The following is an 18198-nucleotide window of genomic DNA, read 5'->3' on the forward strand; positions in this document are numbered from 1 at the left end:
CGAAAGCTAGAATAACGCATCAAGGTTAAAACCATAGACCTGCTTTGTTTAAATTTTGTTTAAAAAATAATCCGCCGCTGCTTCCGGATAAATCAGAATGCGCGTGCCAGCAGCCGAGCTGTCGATATGCCATGCCAGCCCCATCTCGCGGACCAAATAATGAACAATCGCAAGGCCAATGCCTGCTCCTTTTTCTTTCGAGGCCGACTGGGTGCCGGGACCCCGATCTGAAATGACGAGTGCCGACTGCTCGCCATGCTGTATCATCGCAACGCCAATGTAGCCGCCTTCCGCGGCGTGGCGCACGACATTTTGGAACAGATTGTCCAAAATACGGCGGAAACCTTCCTTGTCCACGCTCCAGACAAGCGGCTGCTCGGGCAATTCAATATCCACCGCTAGGCCCTCGCGCTCCCAAAGCGGATACCAGGAGGCTGCGCTTTCCCTGACAAGCCGAAGCACATCCTGCAACGCCAGCTCAAGCGGATACCGTCCACTGGTCATCAACGTATACGAGAGCAGATTTTCGATCAGGCTGCTGACCGTATCGATTTTATTTTCCAGCTGCTTCACCGTTTCCCGTCCCGACTGACTGAGCGGCTCCTTGTGCAGCGTATACAGCTGACCGCCCATCACCGTCATCGGTGTTCGCAGATCATGTGATAAATTCGCAATTAGCTCCTTGCGCAGTTCCTCCTCTTCACGTTCCCGCTGCCTGCCCGCTCTAAGCTGCAGGATCATTTCGTTAAAAGCGATTTCCAGCTGTCCAATCTCATCCTGCTTCTCCTGCTCCACCGGCAGCGGCAGCCCTTCCTCCCCCTGCCTCGTCATAGCGGCCTGCAAACGCAGCAGGCGCCTGCGAATATGGCGGAAGAACAGCAGCGACAAAGCCACGAAAAACAGGAACACTAGGATTAAAAAAAGAATATAAAAAGGGGCTTCGAAAATGAGCCGCGTGTTACTTTGCACAAGCGAACGCGGTAATTGCATCGCCATAAAGCCTTGACCAAGCGGCTTATCCCCGATAAATGCTAAAACCGTAAACGTATCCGAGCCGGTATATTCCTTCATAAACTGGATGCTATCCTCATTCGACCAAATCGCTGGCAGTTCGATCTGCCCACCAAGCTCCAGCTTGGTCTCTCCCTCTCCATCGACCCAAAAGAAGGAAGCATCAGGATAGCGCTCCCGCAGCTTGTGCATCGTGTCACTGATGTGCTGGTTGGATGCACCGGAGAGCTCAGCCGCTTGCTGATGAAACATTTGCTCAATTTGACTGGTGTTGCCGTATTTGAGCTCCTGCATATCCTGCTGTTGAACGAAAACCCCCAGCAAATAATACAAAATCGTCGCCACTGGAAACACAATCGGCACAAACAGAAACGCCGATAAGATAATAAGCAAATATCTGGATTGCAGCGATTGAAAAAAACGGCCACCTTTGCGTGCCCGCCGCTCTTTCTTATCCCGCTTCACGGCTTCACCCGATATCCGATGCCCCGCACCGTTTCAATGATTTCGGGATGAGCCGGGTCCTTCTCCAGCTTCTCGCGCAAATAGCGGATATGCACCATCAGCGTCTTGTCCCCTTCCAGGTAAGCTTCGCCCCATACGCCCTCGTAAATTTGCTCCTTCGTCATAATCTGCCCCAAATGGCGCAGCAGATAAGAGAAAATTTGAAACTGCTTGCCCGTCAAAATCAGTTCTTCGCCAGTCTCCCGATTTTCAATTCGGTTCTCCTGCTCATACACGAGCCAATGCTTCACCGCCAGCGGTTCAGCCGCAACGCTCGCAAAGCGGCGCAGCAGAACCTCGACCCTTGCCGTCAGCTCATCGGGATGAAAGGGCTTGGTCAAATAATCATCGGCAAATTGCAAGCCTTGCAGCTTGTCATCAATCGCTGTCCGCGCGGACAACATCAGAATCGGCAGGCTCGGGTCGGCCTTTTTCAACCGCTGCCCAACCGTAAATCCATCCAGACCCGGCAGCATCACATCCAAAATCGCCAGCCCACAGCCTGCTGCCTCCTCCAGCGCCCGTTCACCGCTGGGCAGCCACAACACCTCATAGCCCTGCTCCTTCAAATGAACATAAACGAACTCCCCAATTTCTTTGTCATCCTCAATATATAAAAGCTTTACACTCATCGTGGATTCCCCTCCCAAGCTGCAGCACTTTGAAAATATTACCTAGCAATCTCATTCCATTCCTCAAGCTTTATACGCATAAATTCATCCCCCTGATCGTTTGTATGTATATAGCTTCCATATTACCTTGTTCTTAGGGTTTGTAAAGAAGTTTAGCCAAACCAAGCTGACTCGTTATTCTTACTTTAAATCGCAAAAAAGAACCAAAACCGCCTATGGCTCTGGTTCTTTTCCGCTGAACGCGGATACATCCTTGCTTTTTTTGCAAAAAATGCCTCTACCGCTCTAACTCTTTATCCCATTACATTTGTGCGCTTACCAGCCAAAATCAAGCGTCTTGCCCGTCTCCGCCAGCGTCTTAATATTGCTGAGAATCATCCACCAGCTCGCCTTCGTATTTTCATACGACGGATGGTCAGCCGGCCATTGATCGTTCACCAGCGTCAGCTTCGTGCAGCCGCCGACCTTCTCAAGCGACAATGTAAGCCGCGTCTCCAGCTCCGCATGATTTTCACGGTATGAAGGCCCCGGATGCTCTGTACAGCTGAACAGCTCATTTGGCGTGAACTCCAGCACCGTTCCGTATACATGCACAACCTCTTCGCCCTTCTCATTCGGGCCAATGTATTCATAACGGGCGCCTGGCTCAAAGGTCGAATGCAGCGTGCTGCCAAAAAAGATTTTGCGCGTGTTTTCCGGCTTCATGAACGCATTCCAAACATCCTCCGGCTCGGCATTAATATAAAAATCATATTTCAAATCCATACCTACACTCCTTCGCAATCGTGAATGGGCTGACCTTTTTACTTATATTGCTAGTATGCTTGGCTATGTTGAACGCTCCCACCACTTAGCTAACGCTTGAAGTGGGGGATTCTTGGGTAGTTGCTCTTACGAAGCAAAATTAACCAAGCGATCCCTGCGGTTCCCGCAGTTTTCGCAGGAAATCTGCTATTGCAGTTCCCACAGTTCATGGTGTTGTAGTTTATACTGCAACGTCTTTTATATTTTGTGCGGCATTTTCATCCCGATCATGAACGGTACCACATGGAGGGCATTCCCACTGTCGCACACTAAGGTTTTTCACTTCTTTATGGATGAATCCACACACATGACACGTTTGGCTCGTTGGAGCAAATGTGTCTGCGAACTTCACGGTGCGTCCGTACCACTGCGATTTATACGATAACTGACGTTCGAATTCACCCCAGGCCGCATCGCTAATGGATTTGGCTAACTTATGGTTTTTAAGCATGTTTGTCACTTTTAAGTCTTCGATACTGATCGTTTGGTTTTCACGAATCAGCTGCGTTGTGAGTTGATGCAAAAAATCATGACGAACATTTGCAATTTTTTCATGAATTTGAGCTACTTTATTTTTAGCTTTTTGCCAATTAGAGCCGCCTTTTGAGCGACGAGCCATGCGGCGTTGCCACATCGCCAATCTGTTTTCGTGCTTTCGAAACGCTTTAGGATTGGCAACCCGCATGCCATCGGAGCATACAGCAAACGCTTTGAGTCCTAAGTCAATACCGATATGTTTGTCGGTTTGCGGCAAAGGTTGAACCTCGACTTCACAGACGATAGATGCGAAATACTTTCCTGCCGCATTCCGCCTAACCGTTGCAGATAGAATGCGTCCTTCTGTCGCCTTGGAGTTGGCAAAGCGTAGCCAGCCCAATTTCGGAAGCTTGAGTTGATCCCCTTCGATAGCCAAATTGCCATTCGTATATTTAGTGGTGTAGCTTTGAACAGGATGCTTACGGCTCTTGAAACGTGGAGCTTGATTTTGTTTCTTAATGAATCGATCAAAGCTATCCGCCACGTTTCGAACTGCCGATTGCAACGCAATACTATCGAAAAATTTCAACCACTCATGTGCTTGTTTTAAGGCAGGAAGTTGGGTGGCACAAGTGTTGTAGGATAATCCTTTGCCTGTTGCCGTATAGGTATCATTCCATAAGCCCAAGAAATGATTGTATACAAAACGGCAACAGCCAAACATCTGATGAATCAGAGTTTGTTGTTTTTCATTCGGATAGATCCGATATTTATAAGCTTTATGCACCAACACGCCACCCACCTCCTTCCATATATGTTATTATAATTATAGCACATCTGTTCGTACAAAATGCACAAACTGCCGATTCATCTCCTCCCTATAGAGGAAAGAGTCTTCTCAGCTTTTGTTGATAAAATTATTATAATGTGCAAGCAGCAGCATGTATTGTAAAAACGCGACAACGACAATGGACTGCGGAGGAATCTATGATGAGCGCAAGCATGCAACGACCGAGTATGGGCCTTCTCCATTTGCAGGAGGGGGAGAAAAATTTTCAGCTTACGCGTTACGCGCCTTCCGAGGATATTGCTTTTTTCGTCAAGCATTTCTGGATCGTCAGCTGGGACTTGTCTGAGCAGAAACAATATTTGCAGGAAGTTGTGCCTAACCCTTGCGTGAACCTTATTGTTCAGCAGGGAAGAAGCGGTATTTTCGGCGCAGCCAAGCAGAAGTATAGTTATCTCGTTGAAGGCAAAGGCTGCGTGTTCGGGGCAAAATTTCGCCCTGGCGGCTTCTATCCTTTTATGCAGCAGCCGGTGTCCGCTCTAGCTGATCGCCCGCTGGACATCCGTGATATTTTCGATGTTGATGGGCCAGCCATGGAGGAACTGCTGCTGTCACAGGAAGGGGAAGCGGCGATGATCGAGCTTGCCGAGCGCTTCATTAAACCGAAGCTGCCCGTACAGGATGAGTCGGTCACGCTCATTAATCAGATGGTCGATTGGATTATGGCACAGCGCGACGTTACGAAGGTCGACCAGCTATGTGCGGCTTTTCATATCAACAAAAGAACGCTGCAGCGTTTATTCGATCAATATGTCGGCGTTACGCCAAAATGGGTCATTCAGCTGTATCGGCTGCAAAATGCGGCTGAAACGCTGGATCGCAGTCCTAGCCACGATTGGACGCAGCTGTCGCTTGAGCTTGGCTACCACGACCAATCGCATTTTATTAAAGATTTTAAAGCCGTTATCGGCGTCACGCCAGAACAATATGCCAGCAATAGCAATAGGAAATCATAAACGGCTTTTTGCCCTCCAAGTGAAAAAACAAGGTAGCCAAACTAGCCAATGATAATAGAATGATGCTGAATACGATTTTATGGATCGCTCGAACCGGTATTGTCTTATTCGACCATGGCATCAATCAAGTCGTTGCTGTTCCAGCACGAAGTTCAAAATATCGTCTGGAGACTTATCGCCTTTCTCAAATCGCAGATGCAGCGCCTTGGTCGCTTTTGCTTCCGTCCAATCGTTCGCTTCCGCGAGCAGCAGGCAGGCTTTAAAGTATTTCTCGTAAAACGCGCTTTGCTGCTCGTGTGCTGCTTGAATCACTTCCTTGCTAAGGTGGGACCCTGTTAATTCCGGACCGCGTTCCGGGCTCGCCGCAGCGAGCGCCTGTTGCACCCCTGATACATCAAGATCGACGCAATAGACCGGCTTGCCCGGTTGCAGGCGCCAAGACTCATCCAAACCGCCGGCATCGACGGGGTCGAACCCTACCTGATCGACCAGTTTGAAAACAATGGCTTTCGCCGCGGAATCGTCTCCGGCGACAGGCAGGGCCAGACGGCCCGGGGTTCCCGCCGGCACACCCCAAGTCAAGTTATACCACGGGGTCGCATTGAATGCCTTAATGACCGGGCGTTTAATTTGCTGCTCCACCCAACGGCTTTCGGGAAGGCCTTTTTCGATCTCCTCGATCACGCCGTCGCGATGCATAAATGGATAATAGTTGTTCGTATCAATGACGACCACGCTCGGAGCGGCCTTGTCCAGAAATCCAGACGGCAGGCTCGGAATTCGTTTTATCGGGATAGAGATGATCACGACCTCCGCACCTTCGGCAACGTCCTGAATTGTTGCCAGCTTCGCCCCTGTCTCTTGCGCCAAATTTTGCAGGGCTTGAGCATTGCCGGAATTGGCGATGGCAACAGCATGCCCCCATTTCGTAAATTGTCTGGCGAGGTTCCCCCCGATACGTCCTGTTCCGATGATAGCGATCTTCATATTGTTAAACCTTCCTTTCGCCCAATTTGGCTTATTTGCTGTTCCGGAACCTAAAAGTGACCACAGTCAGTGTACTGCGGTCACTTTTAAATATCAATCCTTCGTTGCCAGACTATATGCTTTGACATCGACAAAAAAAATGCATTATAGTTATAGATGTTCATTGGACGAATGGGAAGTTGACCTTGAACCTACAGAGGAGGGAAGACATGAAAACGGCGGAAACGAAGCGGTAACTCAAGGGGAAACAAACGAAAAAGAAAATATTTTCTGTAGCCAAAGAGCTCATTTTAGCCAAAGGCTACAACCAGGTTACAGTAGACGAAATCTGCGCGAAATGTGGCCTTTCCAAAGGTGCTTTTTACATTCATTACAAGTCGAAAGAGGCTATTGTCAAACAATTATACCGCGATGATATCAGCGAATATATAAATGAACAATTCCAGCAGTATGCAAGCGAACATCCAGCAGCTGCCCCGATAGACAAGCTGAAAGCCTTTGTTGTCATCGCTTTAAGCTTTTCGTCGGTCGCAGGAGCAGAATTGGCGAAACTGGCGCATATCGTCAATTTGTCCTCGACATCGCCGGACGACTCCTCTTATTTGGCGGACTGTTTGAAGCCGGAGCTGCTGTATGAAATCGTGGACGAAGGGCTATCCCGATCGCTGTTCACCGGCGAATTGTCCAGAGAAGAAATCGTAAATTATTTATACACCTATATCACGGGAGCTTTGGTCACCTGGTGCCAATCCGACTCTGCCTACGATATCGTGAAAACGGAAGAGAAATCGGTGGAAGTGCTTGTACGAGGCCTTCAATGACCGATATGAGTCAGGGAATCCCCTCTCCAACTGGATATGTCATAACAACACCCCGCAAGTGATGTATCCTACGAAAGTGCTCCCCGTTAATGAAACAAGGATAAAACACCTCCAAGTTGTACGATTATTTTACAATAGTCGTATTTCCAACTTAAAGGCGCTTTATCCTAGAGTGAATTTTTCATACAAGCGCGTAATTCATCCACTTTTTTGTAAAAGTGTTGAGTTATTGCAAATCAGCCGACTGCTGCTCATTTTCAACAAATGCAATAAACCGCTTGGCAGCCGGAGAAATATGACGATCCTCCCTCCACTTTAAGCCTATTTCCCAATACCAGCCATCATCAGTAATCGGAATCCAAACAAGTTCGTTTAACATCAATCCCATAGTCTTAGGCAGGACAGATACACCAAGATTTGACTTAACAAAGCCGGCTACTGTGATTAAGTCCTCGGCTTCATACGCCGAATCAAGTACAAAACCAGTATGTTGGAAACGCGACATAATCGTCGCTTTTAATCCGCAATTGTTTTTCAAACCAATGAATGGTTCGCCCGAAAGCTCTGCCAAACTCAATGCTGATCGATTCGCTAAATGGTGCTGGGAGGATACAACAATATACAAGGGGACCTTCTGGATAATCATCCATTTATGATTGTCTAAAGTAGATTCCTTCGATGTAATCATAAGATCCGAATGTCCTTGTTCCAAATGTTCATCTATATCTCCAAGATTCCCTTGTGTCAATTCAAAGCGAACTTTGGGATAGTCTAATTGATAGCTGCGGACTAAATGGGGGATTAAGTCAACACCAAGGATATTGAGATAGGATAAAGTAATAACGCCCGTATCCGGGTTAGACCATTCTTCGATTTCTTTTATGCCGCTTTCAATGTTTTGCAAGGCTTTGCCGATCCATTTAGAGAACATGGCGCCATTACGGTTCAGCTTCACATTTCGTCCATTACGCTCAAACAAGGGAGCCCCGATTTCGTTCTCAAGCTTGGCAATCGCATGACTTAGCGCTGGCTGGGTAATACCGAGTGTCTTTGAAGCCATCGTCATGTGTTCTAAGCGTGCAACCGTCATAAAGTACTCTAATTGTGTAAGCTCCATCATATGACCTTCTTTATATTAATATTATTCATCATTTTCATTATTATAATAGATTGGACTTTATAAAAGAGTCAAGTGTACTATTATATCTAGCTCCTCTTGAACATCGCATAACCGTTTAAGGGACTGAGCGCTGAACAAGCGGATTCGGTTATCCATCATAAGGAGGAATAGATATGAGTAGAACATTTGAGTACTCGGCAACAGAATTTAAAGGCAAGAAAGTGCTTGTAACTGGCGGTACAAAAGGAATGGGACAAGCTGTTGTGAAGAGGCTAGCAAGCAGCGGGGCCACTGTCTTGACAACAGCCCGTTCCGTATCTGCTGACATGCCCGCTTCGGTTAAATTTGTTCAAGCCGATATTGCGTCACCTGCAGGAGTAGAGCAAGTGATCGCAGCAGTGAAAGAACAGCTTGGCGGTATCGATATTATTGTCCATTGTGTAGGCGGATCATCTACTCCACCAGGAGGCGCACTTGTCCTTAGCGATGAAGATTGGCTGCAGGCATTAAATTGGAATCTTCTGGCCGCAGTGAGGCTTGATCGCGGCTTAACTCCACTCATGTTGGAAAATAAATCAGGTGTTATTCTTCATTTCACCTCAATCCAAAGAAGATTGCCTCTTTATGAAACTACATTAGCTTATGCAGCAGCTAAAGCTGCTCTCGCTAATTACAGCAAAGGGCTGTCTAATGAATTTTCTCCCCGTGGTATTCGTATTAATTCATTGTCTCCTGGTTTTATTCAGACTGAGGCAGCAGATGCGTTGATTGAGCGGATGGCAACTGCAACGGGAAGCAGAGAAAGTGCGCTTCAGCAGCTTATGGATTCGCTCGGAGGCATTCCAATTGGCCGGCCAGGATTTCCTGAAGAAGTCGCTGAGTTGGTTGCATTTTTGGTTTCTGACCGTGCAGCATCCATTACAGGAAGCGAATATGTCATTGATGGCGGAACCATTCCTACCGTTTAATTATTCAAACTAACTAAGGGGGAGAAACAATGGAAATCATTCAAATTCCTACTGTGATCCGTAAATATATGGATGCATCGAATAAGCCCGATCCGGAAGCATTTATAAATTGCTTTTCAGAAGATGCCGTTGTGTTGGATGAAGGAAAAAAGCGGATTGGCAAAAAAGAGATTAAAAAATGGAGTGATCAATACCATTTTGGAGCAAACGTAACGTTAGAGCCTAAAGCAGTAAAAGAAAATAAGGATGAGGTTATTGTAACATGCAAGGTGGAAGGAACTTACGACAAAACAGGGTTACCCGATCCGTTATTACTCGATTATCATTTCCGTATTGTAGATGATAAAATTGTGAGCTTATCCATTTTTCTAAACGATCACAAAAGAGCTTAAAGAAATCAATCAGGCAAAGTTTGAATGAAAAGAAGTTGATTCGAGCGAGTTTAAATTCGATAAACTTAACAGCAATGGTCGAGCTCAATAGCAAAGAGACAGCCACCCTATGCTGCTGGGAGCTGTCTCTTTGCTTTTATTTCAAATGAAGCTTAAGAGCGATCATTCGCTTATACTTTGAACCTGCTGATTTTATCCTGAAGCTCCTCAGCCATGCTGGACAACGATGCCGCTGAAGAAGCAATTTCCTCCATCGAAGCAAGCTGTTCCTCTGTCGCTGCGGACACATTATGCGCACCACCTGAAGCTTCCTCCGCAATGTGGGAGATCTGCTTCACGAAGCCGACAACCTCATCCGTGCTTGCCGCCATTTGCTCCGCACTAGCCGAAACCTCCTGGATTTCACCAGCCACCTTGTTAACGGCATCCAAAATTTGCTCAAACGCTTCTCCCGCATTCGTCACAACCGCGATCCCTTGCGAAACCTCTTGCCTATTCATCGTCACAGCTTGGACTGCATTAATCGTGTCCTTCTGAATAACGCTGACAATTCCGGTAATTTGCAGGGCCGAAGCGGACGATTGCTCCGCCAGCTTGCGGACCTCATCCGCTACGACCGCAAAACCGCGACCGTGGTCGCCTGCTCTTGCCGCTTCAATCGCAGCATTCAGAGCAAGCAGATTGGTTTGCGTTGCAATGGCGGTAATGACATCGGTAATTTTGCCAATCTCATCCGAACGCTCGCCGAGTCCAGTAACCAGCTCAGCAAGTGAGGAAATCGAACGCTGAATGGAGTCCATTTGCACGACGGCCTGTTGAATCGTCCGGTTGCCTTCTGACGATTGGGCGGCCGCATCGAGTGCCGAGGTAGATACGCTTTGCGCACGCAATGCGATCTGCTCGACGCCAATCGACATTTCTTCGATCGCTTGGGAGGAACGCTTCACCATATCGACCTGCTCGCTTGTTCCGACAGCCAGCTCCTCCACCGTCTCGGAAATTTGCTCCGATGCCTTGCTGTTCTGCTCAGCGCTTGCCATCAGCTCCTCGGAGGAAGCCGCAACGAGCGAGGAGGTCATGGAGACCGAATTAATGACCTCGCGCAGACTGTGAGTCATTGCATTAAAGGATTTAGCCAAATCGCCAATTTCATCGCGGTTTTTAATGACGATCATCTCGCCGGTTAGATCGCCTCCCGCAATTTGCTCCGCAGCTCTGCTTACTTTCAGTACTGCCTTGGATACCATCTGCGCAATTAAGTAAGCAATGACCAACGCCAGCAGTACCGCGAAGATGACTACAGCCGTAATGGCATTCGTGCTGGTCACAGCCAAGTCAACCGACTCGTCTGCAGCGGTTGTCGATCCTTCTATACCGAGCTGTATCAGCTTGGTAATATTCTCATTGGCCGTATACCAGAGCGGGTAGGCTGTCGTATGCAGCTCGCTCGCCCTGTCAAAGTTATTTTCTTTGCCGTATGCGACAAACTCAGGCATTTTGGCCAAATAAAGATCCAAACTTTTCCCGAATTCTTCGAACAACATCTTTTCCTCTTCCGTTTGGGCCATCGCTGCATATTGCTCACGTTCGGTTTTAATTTTGTCGAGAAGATCATTCAAAGCACTATCCATCTTGTCAACTTCATCTGCATCCGTCTCGACAATGATATTCAGGGCAAGCCGTTCAATGTCAGACACTTCCCCATTTAAAATAGCGAGAAGCGCGACGCTTGGCATCCATCTATCATTCATTTCCCTTGCTTTGTCGCCCATTCCACTCATGGCAAATATCGCGATTACCCCTGTTAAAACGAGCAATAACGCTACCGAAATAAAGCCCGCAAGTAATTTAAATCGAATACTAAATCTCATAAATTCACTCCTCATGATCTGTGTGATATGTATATCGACATTCTCAAGGAGGGAGTGAATACGCTGACATAATAATTTTTCTGCACTTGAGCAAGATGTGCTGGATTTTTCCCTAATTGATGTAAGAACTGGATTTATGTGTTTGATTTCATCCTTTCCCAGCCGTGTCAGCCCATAGGGAGTGGAGTAAAAGAAGGGTATATGCTTCCCTCCACTCGTTGTGCGGTGCGTTGTTAGAACAGCATAAGATTCAGCTGCCGCACGTCAGCCCTCAGCTCGGAAACGTTGTCCAAATACGCTACAAGCACGCGTAAAAGGGTCGGATTTCGCCGCTCTGCCCGAGCCTCCCGCTCAATGAGCGAAACGACTTCCCGCAGTTCTGCGCGAACGGCCTCTGGCTTGGGCAGCTCGTCCATTTTCCCAGCCAGCGCCTGTAGAAACTGTGCAACCGTCTCCCGCCGAACCGGCTCATCGCTTGGATTCAAATGGTTAAAATATACGTTGACACTGTCGATAATCGGCCTCGGCTGCTTTTCCGCCATATCGCGGACCACAGCGTCCATCCGGTCCACTAGAAAAGCGGCAAGATCTGCCATTGGCACGGCGATGACCTTCTGAATGGCATAAGACAAATATTGCAGCAGCATGCCCCGAAAAATCGTGACAACATCCCATACGATGTGATCGATTTGCTCGCCGTACGCTTCTGTCAGCAGCTCCCGATGCCATGACAGCATAGCGGCTTTTTTATTTTGCCATGCGGCCAAAAATTTGTCATTCGCCGTAATCGGCAGCTCCTTAAAGTCGAGCATGAACAAATGGTTCTCCATTGTATAATACAGCTGGAATTCAATTTTCCGGCGAAATTTCTCCTTTGGCGCAAGCCCCTGCTGCGATTGCACACGGTCAAGCTCCGCTTCCTGCTCCAGCAAAGAACGGTAGCAGACGGTAAACACCTCGGTGAACAAATCTTCCTTGGAGGCAAAAAACTTATAAATGCTCGCTTTCGCCATGCCGCAAGCTTCAGCAATATCCTGCATGGAAGCAGCGCTGTAGCCCTTCTCTCGAAAAAGCGCCAAAGCTGCGTCCAAAATTTTTCCTTTTCTTAATTCCTCCATTATATGCCCTCCTCCCCCCTATCTTGACACGAGGAAAGGGTGAGGTCAATGTCTGGAGTTGACACTGAAACTAATTAGTTTTATATTGAACTCATAAGTTTTACTTTACTGGTAAAGGAGGTGCGCCGCTGCTTGTTTCTATGTTGAATAGGGATAGAGCTGTGGCCTGCACATGCGCATAGCTGAAGGAATTGAAATGCTGGAATTGACTTTAAGCTTGGGAGGCAACCACAGAGTATTCCATCCCACAGCGATATTGGGGCCGGACTTCTGGGTGCTGGTTGATACTGGCCTGCCAGGCTCTGCCGAAGCGATTCAGCGAATCGTCGTAGAAGCGGGGTTCCCCGATGTACCGCCTAGCGCTATTATTCTTACCCATCAGGATCTAGATCATATCGGCGGCTTGCCAGGTTTTCTGTCCGTGAGCCGCAAGCTGCCCGTCGTTTACGCTCATCTTGGGGACCAGGCTGCCATTGACGGGCAAGAGCCGCTGCTTAAAGCGTCTCCTGAAAGGGTGGCACAGCTGCTTGAGACGATGCCTGAACAGCAGCGGACAGCGTTTGAGAACACTTTTATCCACCCCACCCGTCCGAACGTCAATTTGACGATTTCAGATGGAGATACGCTCGACTTCGGCGGCGGTCTTGCCGTCATTCATACACCCGGCCATACGCCGGGGCATGTCGCTTTATACCATCAGCCAAGCAAGACGCTTCTTGCGGGGGATGCCATGGTCATTATCGATGGTCAGCTATCCGGGCCAGTGCCTGCTGCTACACCTAATATGGCGGAGGCTGTCCGTTCCCTCAGCAAATTTAAAGCTTTTGATATCGAGCAGGTTATTTGCTATCATGGCGGGTTATTCCAAGGAAACGCAAACAAACGGATTGCTGAGCTGGCTGATCAGCTGTGATCCGCTTTCTTATTACACTTGCGCTCGCGCTGACTGGCGGACTTCTATTCACGCTGCTGCATGTGCCGCTGTCTTGGCTGCTTGGCCCGATGGTCTTCGCCTTCATTGGCTCCCGCTTGCTCAAGGAGAAACGGAGGCCAGTGTGGCCCAGTTCCATACGCGATACCGCACTCATTATGATTGGCTATTCCATCGGACTGTCGCTAACACTGGATACGATCAGGCAAATGGGTCATCAGCTGCCGACCATGGTGCTGATGACCGTACTGCTTTTGCTGTTCAGCGGATTAATTGCCGTGACTTTCGCCAAGCTGTCTGGACTGCCGCTGCCGACCGTCCTCATGGGCTGTATTCCCGGCGGCTTGTCGCAAATGGTGATTTTGGCGGTGTCCACGAGGGGGCTACGTCAATAACGGCTGGCTCTGAGGGTGCTTACTGGGCCGCGCTATTTCCTGGCATTGTGCCGTTCGCCATCGCATGTGTGGCGGCAGCACTTCTGGCGAAGAGGATCAAAATGCCCTCCGCCTATTTGCTTGGACCGATGATCGTAACGGCGATTATTCACGGCTTGGGCCTGGATGCCCCTGTTCTGCCATCCGGAATGATTAACGCAGCACAATTGATGATAGGCACTTATGTAGGGCTGCTGCTGCGGCCTGAAAGCCTGAAAAGCAAAGTACGAATGACGCTGCTCGCCGTCGCCAGCGGGATTATTTTGCTAGTCGGTGCATTCGGCCTTACCGTGCTGCTTGGGAAGCTTCATCCCATTTCGCCCGCAACTGCCTTCCTAAGCATGGTCCCTGGCGGCATGGACCAAATGGGCATTATGGCGAAGGAAATTCACGCCGATATGGCTATCGTCAGCTGCTACCAGCTGTTTCGCATTTGGTTTATCTATTTTGCGGTACCGCCGCTGCTTAGGCTTATTTTCAAGCGGATCGGGGGCGGCAGCGGAACAGGAACTGCGTCAGGCACAGATGGGCATCAATCACTGAAAAGCCACTAAGCAAGGACAGCGGGCTTAAGCGAAGCCGCGCTGTCCTTTTTTATATCCCCTGCTTATTATCTCTATTTAGCTTCCCTCACCATTTTAGAGGTGAACGCCTCCTCAAGCTCATTCCAGTTGGGCGTTGCTATATTGGCTCGCCGCTTCCAAACGTCGAACGCTTTATGCAAATGGGCGATTTCCACAAATGATCCGTCAATCATTTTCGCAACGGGGAGTCGATGATAAATTTTTAGAAAAAAGTAGACGAGCCGCCTTTTGTGACGAAAAAAATCAACCTGGTTTGCAGGTGTAATCGTATAGCCGACAGCCTCCATTACTTTAAAGCCTTCATCAACAGCTGCAATCATTTGCTGGAGCAGCTTTTTGTCTTTCGCTATATGTTTAAATTGATTGTCTTTGACATAACTAACAGAGCTCAACACCAGAATAGGCACGATGTGGCTTTTAAGCCATGCGTCTATATGCTCATGATAATCGATTTTATATTTCACGCCCGCAAATGCTTTATCAATTAAATCTTTAAAGGGAACAGGCCCGTTCAGGCTGCCAAGCACCATTTGACCGCCTCCACGCACGGAGATCATGCGCCCCTTTTCTCTGCGGCCGCCGCTTAGCTGGAAGCCGAAGGCAACCTTTTTGTCAGGCAAGCTATTCTCCAATAGCTCCTGCTCCGTCGCATCGGCCGTCGGGTTATTACCGACAAGAACAATATTACTGCTTTGATTTTTCGCCAAAATCGGCAGCACCGCTGGAAAATCATTATATTTCATCACGACAAAAATCAGGTCATAGCTGTCATCCTCTTGGAGCGTTTGAATGACTTTCACTTTATCTACGGTCGTTTTACGCTGAAAATAATGGCGAACCACGAGTCCGTCCTTGCTCAGCTCCTCCGCTCTGCTTCCTCTGGCAAGCACCGTGACGTCATTGCCTCCCTGCACTAACACATGGGCCAGATAGCTGCCTAACACGCCCGCGCCATAAACTAATATTTTCATATTGACCCTCCTTTTTGAACATTTGTTGCTTTATCAACATTCGTTCAATACAATGATAGTACCAACGACTCGGGCTCGCTTCAATCGCTAAAATTGGCCCATTCGTTGATTAATCAACAAATTTAGCGAAGTTGTCTAAAAAAGTTTTTGAGGAGGGGCCTATGGACAGACGGGTGCTCAAAACGCGGGAAGCGATTATGAGAGCTTTTATTGCGCTTATGGCAGAGAAAAATTTTGAACACATAACAATCAATGAAATCGCAGACCAAGCTAATGTAAACCGGGGCACCGTATATTTGCATTATGTAGACAAATTCGATCTTCTCGATCAATGCATAGAGATCCATTTAATCCAATTGCAGCAAAAATGCATGCCTAACGAGGAAGCAACCTCCTTTTCGTCTAAAGAGCTGCTGCTTCGAACACTTGAATATTTAGAGGAGCATGCTTTCCTATACGCGACGCTGCTGACGAACAAGAGCATTCCCGCTTTCCGAAACCGCATGATGGAGTTGATGTTTCAGCAGCTCGGCGAAAACATCCATATGGGGGATATGAACAAAGACCGGAACAAGGAGGTACTGATGCAGTTTTTAGTATCAGCTGCGGTCGGCGTCCTGGAGTGGTGGATTACCCGTTCCATGCCTTATCCAGCCAAAGAGATGGCCGAAGAGTTATGGTCGCTGCTTGAGCGCAATCAGATGGTGCCTCCGGATATGGGATAAGCCAAGGCAGTTCCTCCATCTAAAAAAATCCCAATTGCAAGCCGAACATTAGAAATTTTGCAGCAGACAGGCAATATAGGCGGGCGGTGCTCATACATATGAATAATTGCTCCAGCCCGGATATGGGACTGCTAAGGAAATTGGACGCCCATGGCTGGATGAGGGAGGCCGTGCATGAACAGCAATTCACAAATTCGAAGATGGTATCCTTTCGTCGGGCCGCATGATCCGTGCGAGCCGATGATTGTACGGACGTATGTCGTTCCGCCGAACCAGTACATTCCTTTTCAGCCGATGAACCTTCCGCAGTTTTCGCTAGAGGAGGCGCTGCGGCTTGGAACATTGTGGCCGGCGCTATACAGCCCTTACCAATCGAAATGCGGAGGGGGGAGCTATTAGCTATGAGTGAGCAGCCTATCGTGTGCGATAAAGCCTACTATGCCAAGCTTTTGGAGCTGCAGCAGCTGGATTTTGGCCTGCTTGAGCTGAACCTCTATCTTGATACCCATCCACATGACCATCATGCCCTGCAGCAGTTCAATTATTTGGCCCAGCAGCGCATGCAATGCGCCCAGCAGTTTGAAATGAAGTACGGGCCACTCATGAACTACGGTCATAGCTTCTCGGGTTATCCTTTTCAGTGGCCGGATACGCCTTGGCCTTGGCAGGTGTGACGAAAAGCGAAATGAAATTCCCTAGGCATCTGGGCCGGGGGCAGGATTAAGATTGGGATTGGGATGGCTGATCAGCCAGTAACAAGCCTGACAGACAGTCAACATGAAGCACAGCGGGCTGCCGCCGACATCCGGGTATTAGATCCTAAAGCGGCAGCTTAGCATGTTGGAGGTGGCAACGGCATGTGGGTTTATGAGAAAAAGCTCCAGTACCCTGTTCGGGTTAGCAAATGTGATCCTCGAATGGCGCGTTATCTCGCCGAGCAATACGGCGGCGCCGATGGTGAACTGGCGGCAGCGCTGCGTTATCTGAATCAGCGCTACACGATTCCGAGCAAAGTCATTGGCTTGCTAACGGACATTGGAACGGAAGAGTTCGCCCATCTTGAAATGATTGCCACGATGATCTATAAACTGACCAAGGATGCGACTCCTGAGCAGCTTGAAAAGGCTGGACTTGGGCCGCATTATGTGAGCCACGACAGCGCGCTATTTTACAACAATGCCTCGGGCGTTCCTTTCACCGCCGCCTACATACAGGCTAAAGGAGATCCACTCGCCGATTTATACGAGGATATTGCGGCTGAGGAGAAGGCCCGAGCGACCTACCAGTGGCTGATCGATATGACCGACGACGTGGATTTGCAGGATAGCCTGAAGTTTTTGCGCGAGCGGGAAATTGTCCATGCGCTGCGCTTCAAGGAAGCGGTCGAAATTATTAAGGAGGATCGGGATCAGAAGAAGGTTTATTGAGGAAGCGAATAAAAGGAGTAAAGCAGCCACCTGTGGGATGCTTTACTCCTCTACCAGTTGAAGTCCACGAAGCATCTTGCCTGCTGGTCTCCAAATCATCCTTCTGCTCCACTTAGCATACAGTCTTTCGCCACCGGAGTGAATAAGCGATAAGGCTTTGCCTCCTACTGCTATTGCTATTGAGCAGTAAAGCAATTGAATGTCGAGCGCAGGCTGATTATTTCTGTTGGTAATCGCTTAAACATCAATGTTCTTAATGATTTTTGCAGGATTGCCTCCTACGACGACATTATCGGGAACATCCTTGGTTACTATCGCTCCAGAAGCGATAACGACGTTATCCCCAATCGTAACCCCCGGATTGATGACCGCTCTTCCTCCTATCCAGACATTGTTGCCGATGGTTACGGGCTTGCCAAATTCGGTGCCGTTGATTCGTTCAAACGGATTTAATGGATGAGTAGCTGTATAGATATGTACGCCTGGTGCTATAAAACAATTTTCCCCGATACGAACCTCGCATACATCCAAAATTACACAGTCAAAATTAACATAAAAATGGTTGCCTACATGGATGTTGTAGCCACAGTCGCAACGAAACGTCGGTTCGATAAAAAG

Annotated in this window: 20 protein-coding genes and 2 pseudogenes; 12 read left to right on the forward strand and 10 right to left on the reverse strand. The window is 48.4% G+C overall.

Features of this window, described 5'->3' with window-relative positions:
* Positions 1-48 precede the first annotated feature (48 nt).
* The 4 genes from WH37_RS16700 to tnpB form a co-directional block, all read right to left on the reverse strand.
* Positions 49-1476, reverse strand: coding sequence for a sensor histidine kinase (locus WH37_RS16700; RefSeq protein WP_046231741.1), 1428 nt, complete (start codon positions 1474-1476; stop codon positions 49-51).
* On the reverse strand, positions 1473-2147 hold the full coding sequence (locus tag WH37_RS16705) for a response regulator transcription factor (RefSeq protein ID WP_046231742.1): 675 nt from the start codon (positions 2145-2147) through the stop codon (positions 1473-1475). Before WH37_RS16705 ends, WH37_RS16700 begins: the two co-directional genes overlap by 4 nt.
* A gap of 315 nt (positions 2148-2462) precedes the next feature.
* Positions 2463-2912, reverse strand: coding sequence for an SRPBCC domain-containing protein (locus tag WH37_RS16710; RefSeq protein ID WP_046231743.1), 450 nt, complete (start codon positions 2910-2912; stop codon positions 2463-2465).
* Between the two features lie 220 nt (positions 2913-3132).
* On the reverse strand, positions 3133-4221 hold the full coding sequence (gene tnpB, locus WH37_RS16715) for an IS200/IS605 family element RNA-guided endonuclease TnpB (protein WP_082110859.1): 1089 nt from the start codon (positions 4219-4221) through the stop codon (positions 3133-3135).
* 209 nt (positions 4222-4430) lie between these two features.
* Between tnpB and WH37_RS16720 the strand changes: the two genes are divergently transcribed.
* Positions 4431-5231 (forward strand): AraC family transcriptional regulator, encoded by an 801-nt coding sequence (locus WH37_RS16720; protein ID WP_231594258.1) that lies wholly within the window; start codon positions 4431-4433, stop codon positions 5229-5231.
* A 120-nt stretch (positions 5232-5351) separates the two neighbouring features.
* Here the strand turns inward: WH37_RS16720 and WH37_RS16725 are convergent, their stop codons facing one another.
* Positions 5352-6284, reverse strand: a complete 933-nt coding sequence (locus WH37_RS16725) for an NADPH-dependent F420 reductase (protein WP_269431321.1) — start codon at positions 6282-6284, stop codon at positions 5352-5354.
* A gap of 197 nt (positions 6285-6481) precedes the next feature.
* On the opposite strand from WH37_RS16725, the pseudogene WH37_RS37435 reads away from it, so the two are divergent.
* Both WH37_RS37435 and WH37_RS35610 read left to right on the forward strand, forming a co-directional pair.
* A pseudogene (locus tag WH37_RS37435) lies at positions 6482-6607 on the forward strand (TetR/AcrR family transcriptional regulator); the annotation flags it as partial.
* Between the two features lie 153 nt (positions 6608-6760).
* Positions 6761-7039 (forward strand): TetR/AcrR family transcriptional regulator C-terminal domain-containing protein, encoded by a 279-nt coding sequence (locus WH37_RS35610; protein WP_046231746.1) that lies wholly within the window; start codon positions 6761-6763, stop codon positions 7037-7039.
* A gap of 226 nt (positions 7040-7265) precedes the next feature.
* On the opposite strand, the gene WH37_RS16735 is transcribed toward WH37_RS35610, so the two are convergent.
* The gene (locus WH37_RS16735) at positions 7266-8159 is read right to left on the reverse strand and encodes a LysR family transcriptional regulator (RefSeq protein ID WP_231594259.1); all 894 of its coding nucleotides are present in this window, start codon (positions 8157-8159) and stop codon (positions 7266-7268) included.
* Between the two features lie 173 nt (positions 8160-8332).
* Here WH37_RS16735 and WH37_RS16740 point away from each other — a divergent pair, with 173 nt between their 5' ends.
* Both WH37_RS16740 and WH37_RS16745 read left to right on the forward strand, forming a co-directional pair.
* Complete coding sequence (locus WH37_RS16740; RefSeq protein ID WP_046231748.1) at positions 8333-9127, forward strand: SDR family oxidoreductase; 795 nt, start codon at positions 8333-8335, stop codon at positions 9125-9127.
* Between the two features lie 29 nt (positions 9128-9156).
* Positions 9157-9519 (forward strand): nuclear transport factor 2 family protein, encoded by a 363-nt coding sequence (locus tag WH37_RS16745; RefSeq protein WP_046231749.1) that lies wholly within the window; start codon positions 9157-9159, stop codon positions 9517-9519.
* Positions 9520-9689: 170 nt separating this feature from the next.
* On the opposite strand, the gene WH37_RS16750 is transcribed toward WH37_RS16745, so the two are convergent.
* Together WH37_RS16750 and WH37_RS16755 are read right to left on the reverse strand one after the other, a co-directional pair.
* Positions 9690-11390, reverse strand: a complete 1701-nt coding sequence (locus tag WH37_RS16750) for a methyl-accepting chemotaxis protein (protein ID WP_046231750.1) — start codon at positions 11388-11390, stop codon at positions 9690-9692.
* Positions 11391-11623: 233 nt separating this feature from the next.
* The gene (locus WH37_RS16755) at positions 11624-12508 is read right to left on the reverse strand and encodes a TetR/AcrR family transcriptional regulator (protein WP_046231751.1); all 885 of its coding nucleotides are present in this window, start codon (positions 12506-12508) and stop codon (positions 11624-11626) included.
* Between the two features lie 196 nt (positions 12509-12704).
* Between WH37_RS16755 and WH37_RS16760 the strand changes: the two genes are divergently transcribed.
* The 3 genes from WH37_RS16760 to WH37_RS37445 are packed head-to-tail and all read left to right on the forward strand — an operon-like array spanning position 12705 to position 14427.
* Positions 12705-13421, forward strand: coding sequence for an MBL fold metallo-hydrolase (locus WH37_RS16760; RefSeq protein WP_231594260.1), 717 nt, complete (start codon positions 12705-12707; stop codon positions 13419-13421).
* Positions 13418-13834 (forward strand): AbrB family transcriptional regulator, encoded by a 417-nt coding sequence (locus WH37_RS37440; protein WP_052737028.1) that lies wholly within the window; start codon positions 13418-13420, stop codon positions 13832-13834. The genes WH37_RS16760 and WH37_RS37440 overlap by 4 nt, the downstream gene beginning before the upstream one ends.
* A gap of 44 nt (positions 13835-13878) precedes the next feature.
* Positions 13879-14427 carry an AbrB family transcriptional regulator gene (locus WH37_RS37445; protein WP_269431324.1) on the forward strand — a complete coding sequence of 183 codons (549 nt, stop codon included), beginning with the start codon at positions 13879-13881 and terminating at the stop codon, positions 14425-14427.
* A gap of 62 nt (positions 14428-14489) precedes the next feature.
* On the opposite strand, the gene WH37_RS16770 is transcribed toward WH37_RS37445, so the two are convergent.
* Positions 14490-15428 carry a ketopantoate reductase family protein gene (locus tag WH37_RS16770; RefSeq protein WP_046231753.1) on the reverse strand — a complete coding sequence of 313 codons (939 nt, stop codon included), beginning with the start codon at positions 15426-15428 and terminating at the stop codon, positions 14490-14492.
* Positions 15429-15589: 161 nt separating this feature from the next.
* On the opposite strand from WH37_RS16770, the gene WH37_RS16775 reads away from it, so the two are divergent.
* From WH37_RS16775 to WH37_RS16790, 4 genes are all read left to right on the forward strand, one after another.
* Entirely contained in the window at positions 15590-16153 is a 564-nt protein-coding gene (locus tag WH37_RS16775) for a TetR/AcrR family transcriptional regulator (RefSeq protein WP_046231754.1), read from the forward strand.
* A 174-nt stretch (positions 16154-16327) separates the two neighbouring features.
* Complete coding sequence (locus tag WH37_RS16780; protein WP_046231755.1) at positions 16328-16552, forward strand: spore coat associated protein CotJA; 225 nt, start codon at positions 16328-16330, stop codon at positions 16550-16552.
* A gap of 2 nt (positions 16553-16554) precedes the next feature.
* Positions 16555-16827 (forward strand): spore coat protein CotJB, encoded by a 273-nt coding sequence (locus tag WH37_RS16785; protein WP_046231756.1) that lies wholly within the window; start codon positions 16555-16557, stop codon positions 16825-16827.
* Positions 16828-17010: 183 nt separating this feature from the next.
* Complete coding sequence (locus WH37_RS16790; protein WP_046231757.1) at positions 17011-17580, forward strand: manganese catalase family protein; 570 nt, start codon at positions 17011-17013, stop codon at positions 17578-17580.
* Positions 17581-17817: 237 nt separating this feature from the next.
* Here the strand turns inward: WH37_RS16790 and WH37_RS16795 are convergent.
* Positions 17818-18198: pseudogene (locus tag WH37_RS16795) on the reverse strand (DapH/DapD/GlmU-related protein); the annotation flags it as partial.

The organism is Paenibacillus algorifonticola, from assembly GCF_000971975.1.
GTDB classification, from domain to species: domain Bacteria; phylum Bacillota; class Bacilli; order Paenibacillales; family Paenibacillaceae; genus Pristimantibacillus; species Pristimantibacillus algorifonticola.

Bases quoted from the DNA above. Each gene is read 5' to 3' on its own strand.
- WH37_RS16705 (WP_046231742.1), bottom strand. From the start codon at position 2,147: ATGAGTGTAAAGCTTTTATATATTGAGGATGACAAAGAAATTGGGGAG.
- WH37_RS16710 (WP_046231743.1), bottom strand. From the start codon at position 2,912: ATGGATTTGAAATATGATTTTTATATTAATGCCGAGCCGGAGGATGTT.
- WH37_RS16720 (WP_231594258.1), top strand. From the start codon at position 4,431: ATGCAACGACCGAGTATGGGCCTTCTCCATTTGCAGGAGGGGGAGAAA.
- WH37_RS16735 (WP_231594259.1), bottom strand. From the start codon at position 8,159: ATGATGGAGCTTACACAATTAGAGTACTTTATGACGGTTGCACGCTTA.
- WH37_RS16740 (WP_046231748.1), top strand. From the start codon at position 8,333: ATGAGTAGAACATTTGAGTACTCGGCAACAGAATTTAAAGGCAAGAAA.
- WH37_RS16745 (WP_046231749.1), top strand. From the start codon at position 9,157: ATGGAAATCATTCAAATTCCTACTGTGATCCGTAAATATATGGATGCA.
- WH37_RS16750 (WP_046231750.1), bottom strand. From the start codon at position 11,390: ATGAGATTTAGTATTCGATTTAAATTACTTGCGGGCTTTATTTCGGTA.
- WH37_RS16755 (WP_046231751.1), bottom strand. From the start codon at position 12,508: ATGGAGGAATTAAGAAAAGGAAAAATTTTGGACGCAGCTTTGGCGCTT.
- WH37_RS16760 (WP_231594260.1), top strand. From the start codon at position 12,705: ATGCTGGAATTGACTTTAAGCTTGGGAGGCAACCACAGAGTATTCCAT.
- WH37_RS16770 (WP_046231753.1), bottom strand. From the start codon at position 15,428: ATGAAAATATTAGTTTATGGCGCGGGCGTGTTAGGCAGCTATCTGGCC.
- WH37_RS16775 (WP_046231754.1), top strand. From the start codon at position 15,590: ATGGACAGACGGGTGCTCAAAACGCGGGAAGCGATTATGAGAGCTTTT.
- WH37_RS16780 (WP_046231755.1), top strand. From the start codon at position 16,328: ATGAACAGCAATTCACAAATTCGAAGATGGTATCCTTTCGTCGGGCCG.
- WH37_RS16785 (WP_046231756.1), top strand. From the start codon at position 16,555: ATGAGTGAGCAGCCTATCGTGTGCGATAAAGCCTACTATGCCAAGCTT.
- WH37_RS16790 (WP_046231757.1), top strand. From the start codon at position 17,011: ATGTGGGTTTATGAGAAAAAGCTCCAGTACCCTGTTCGGGTTAGCAAA.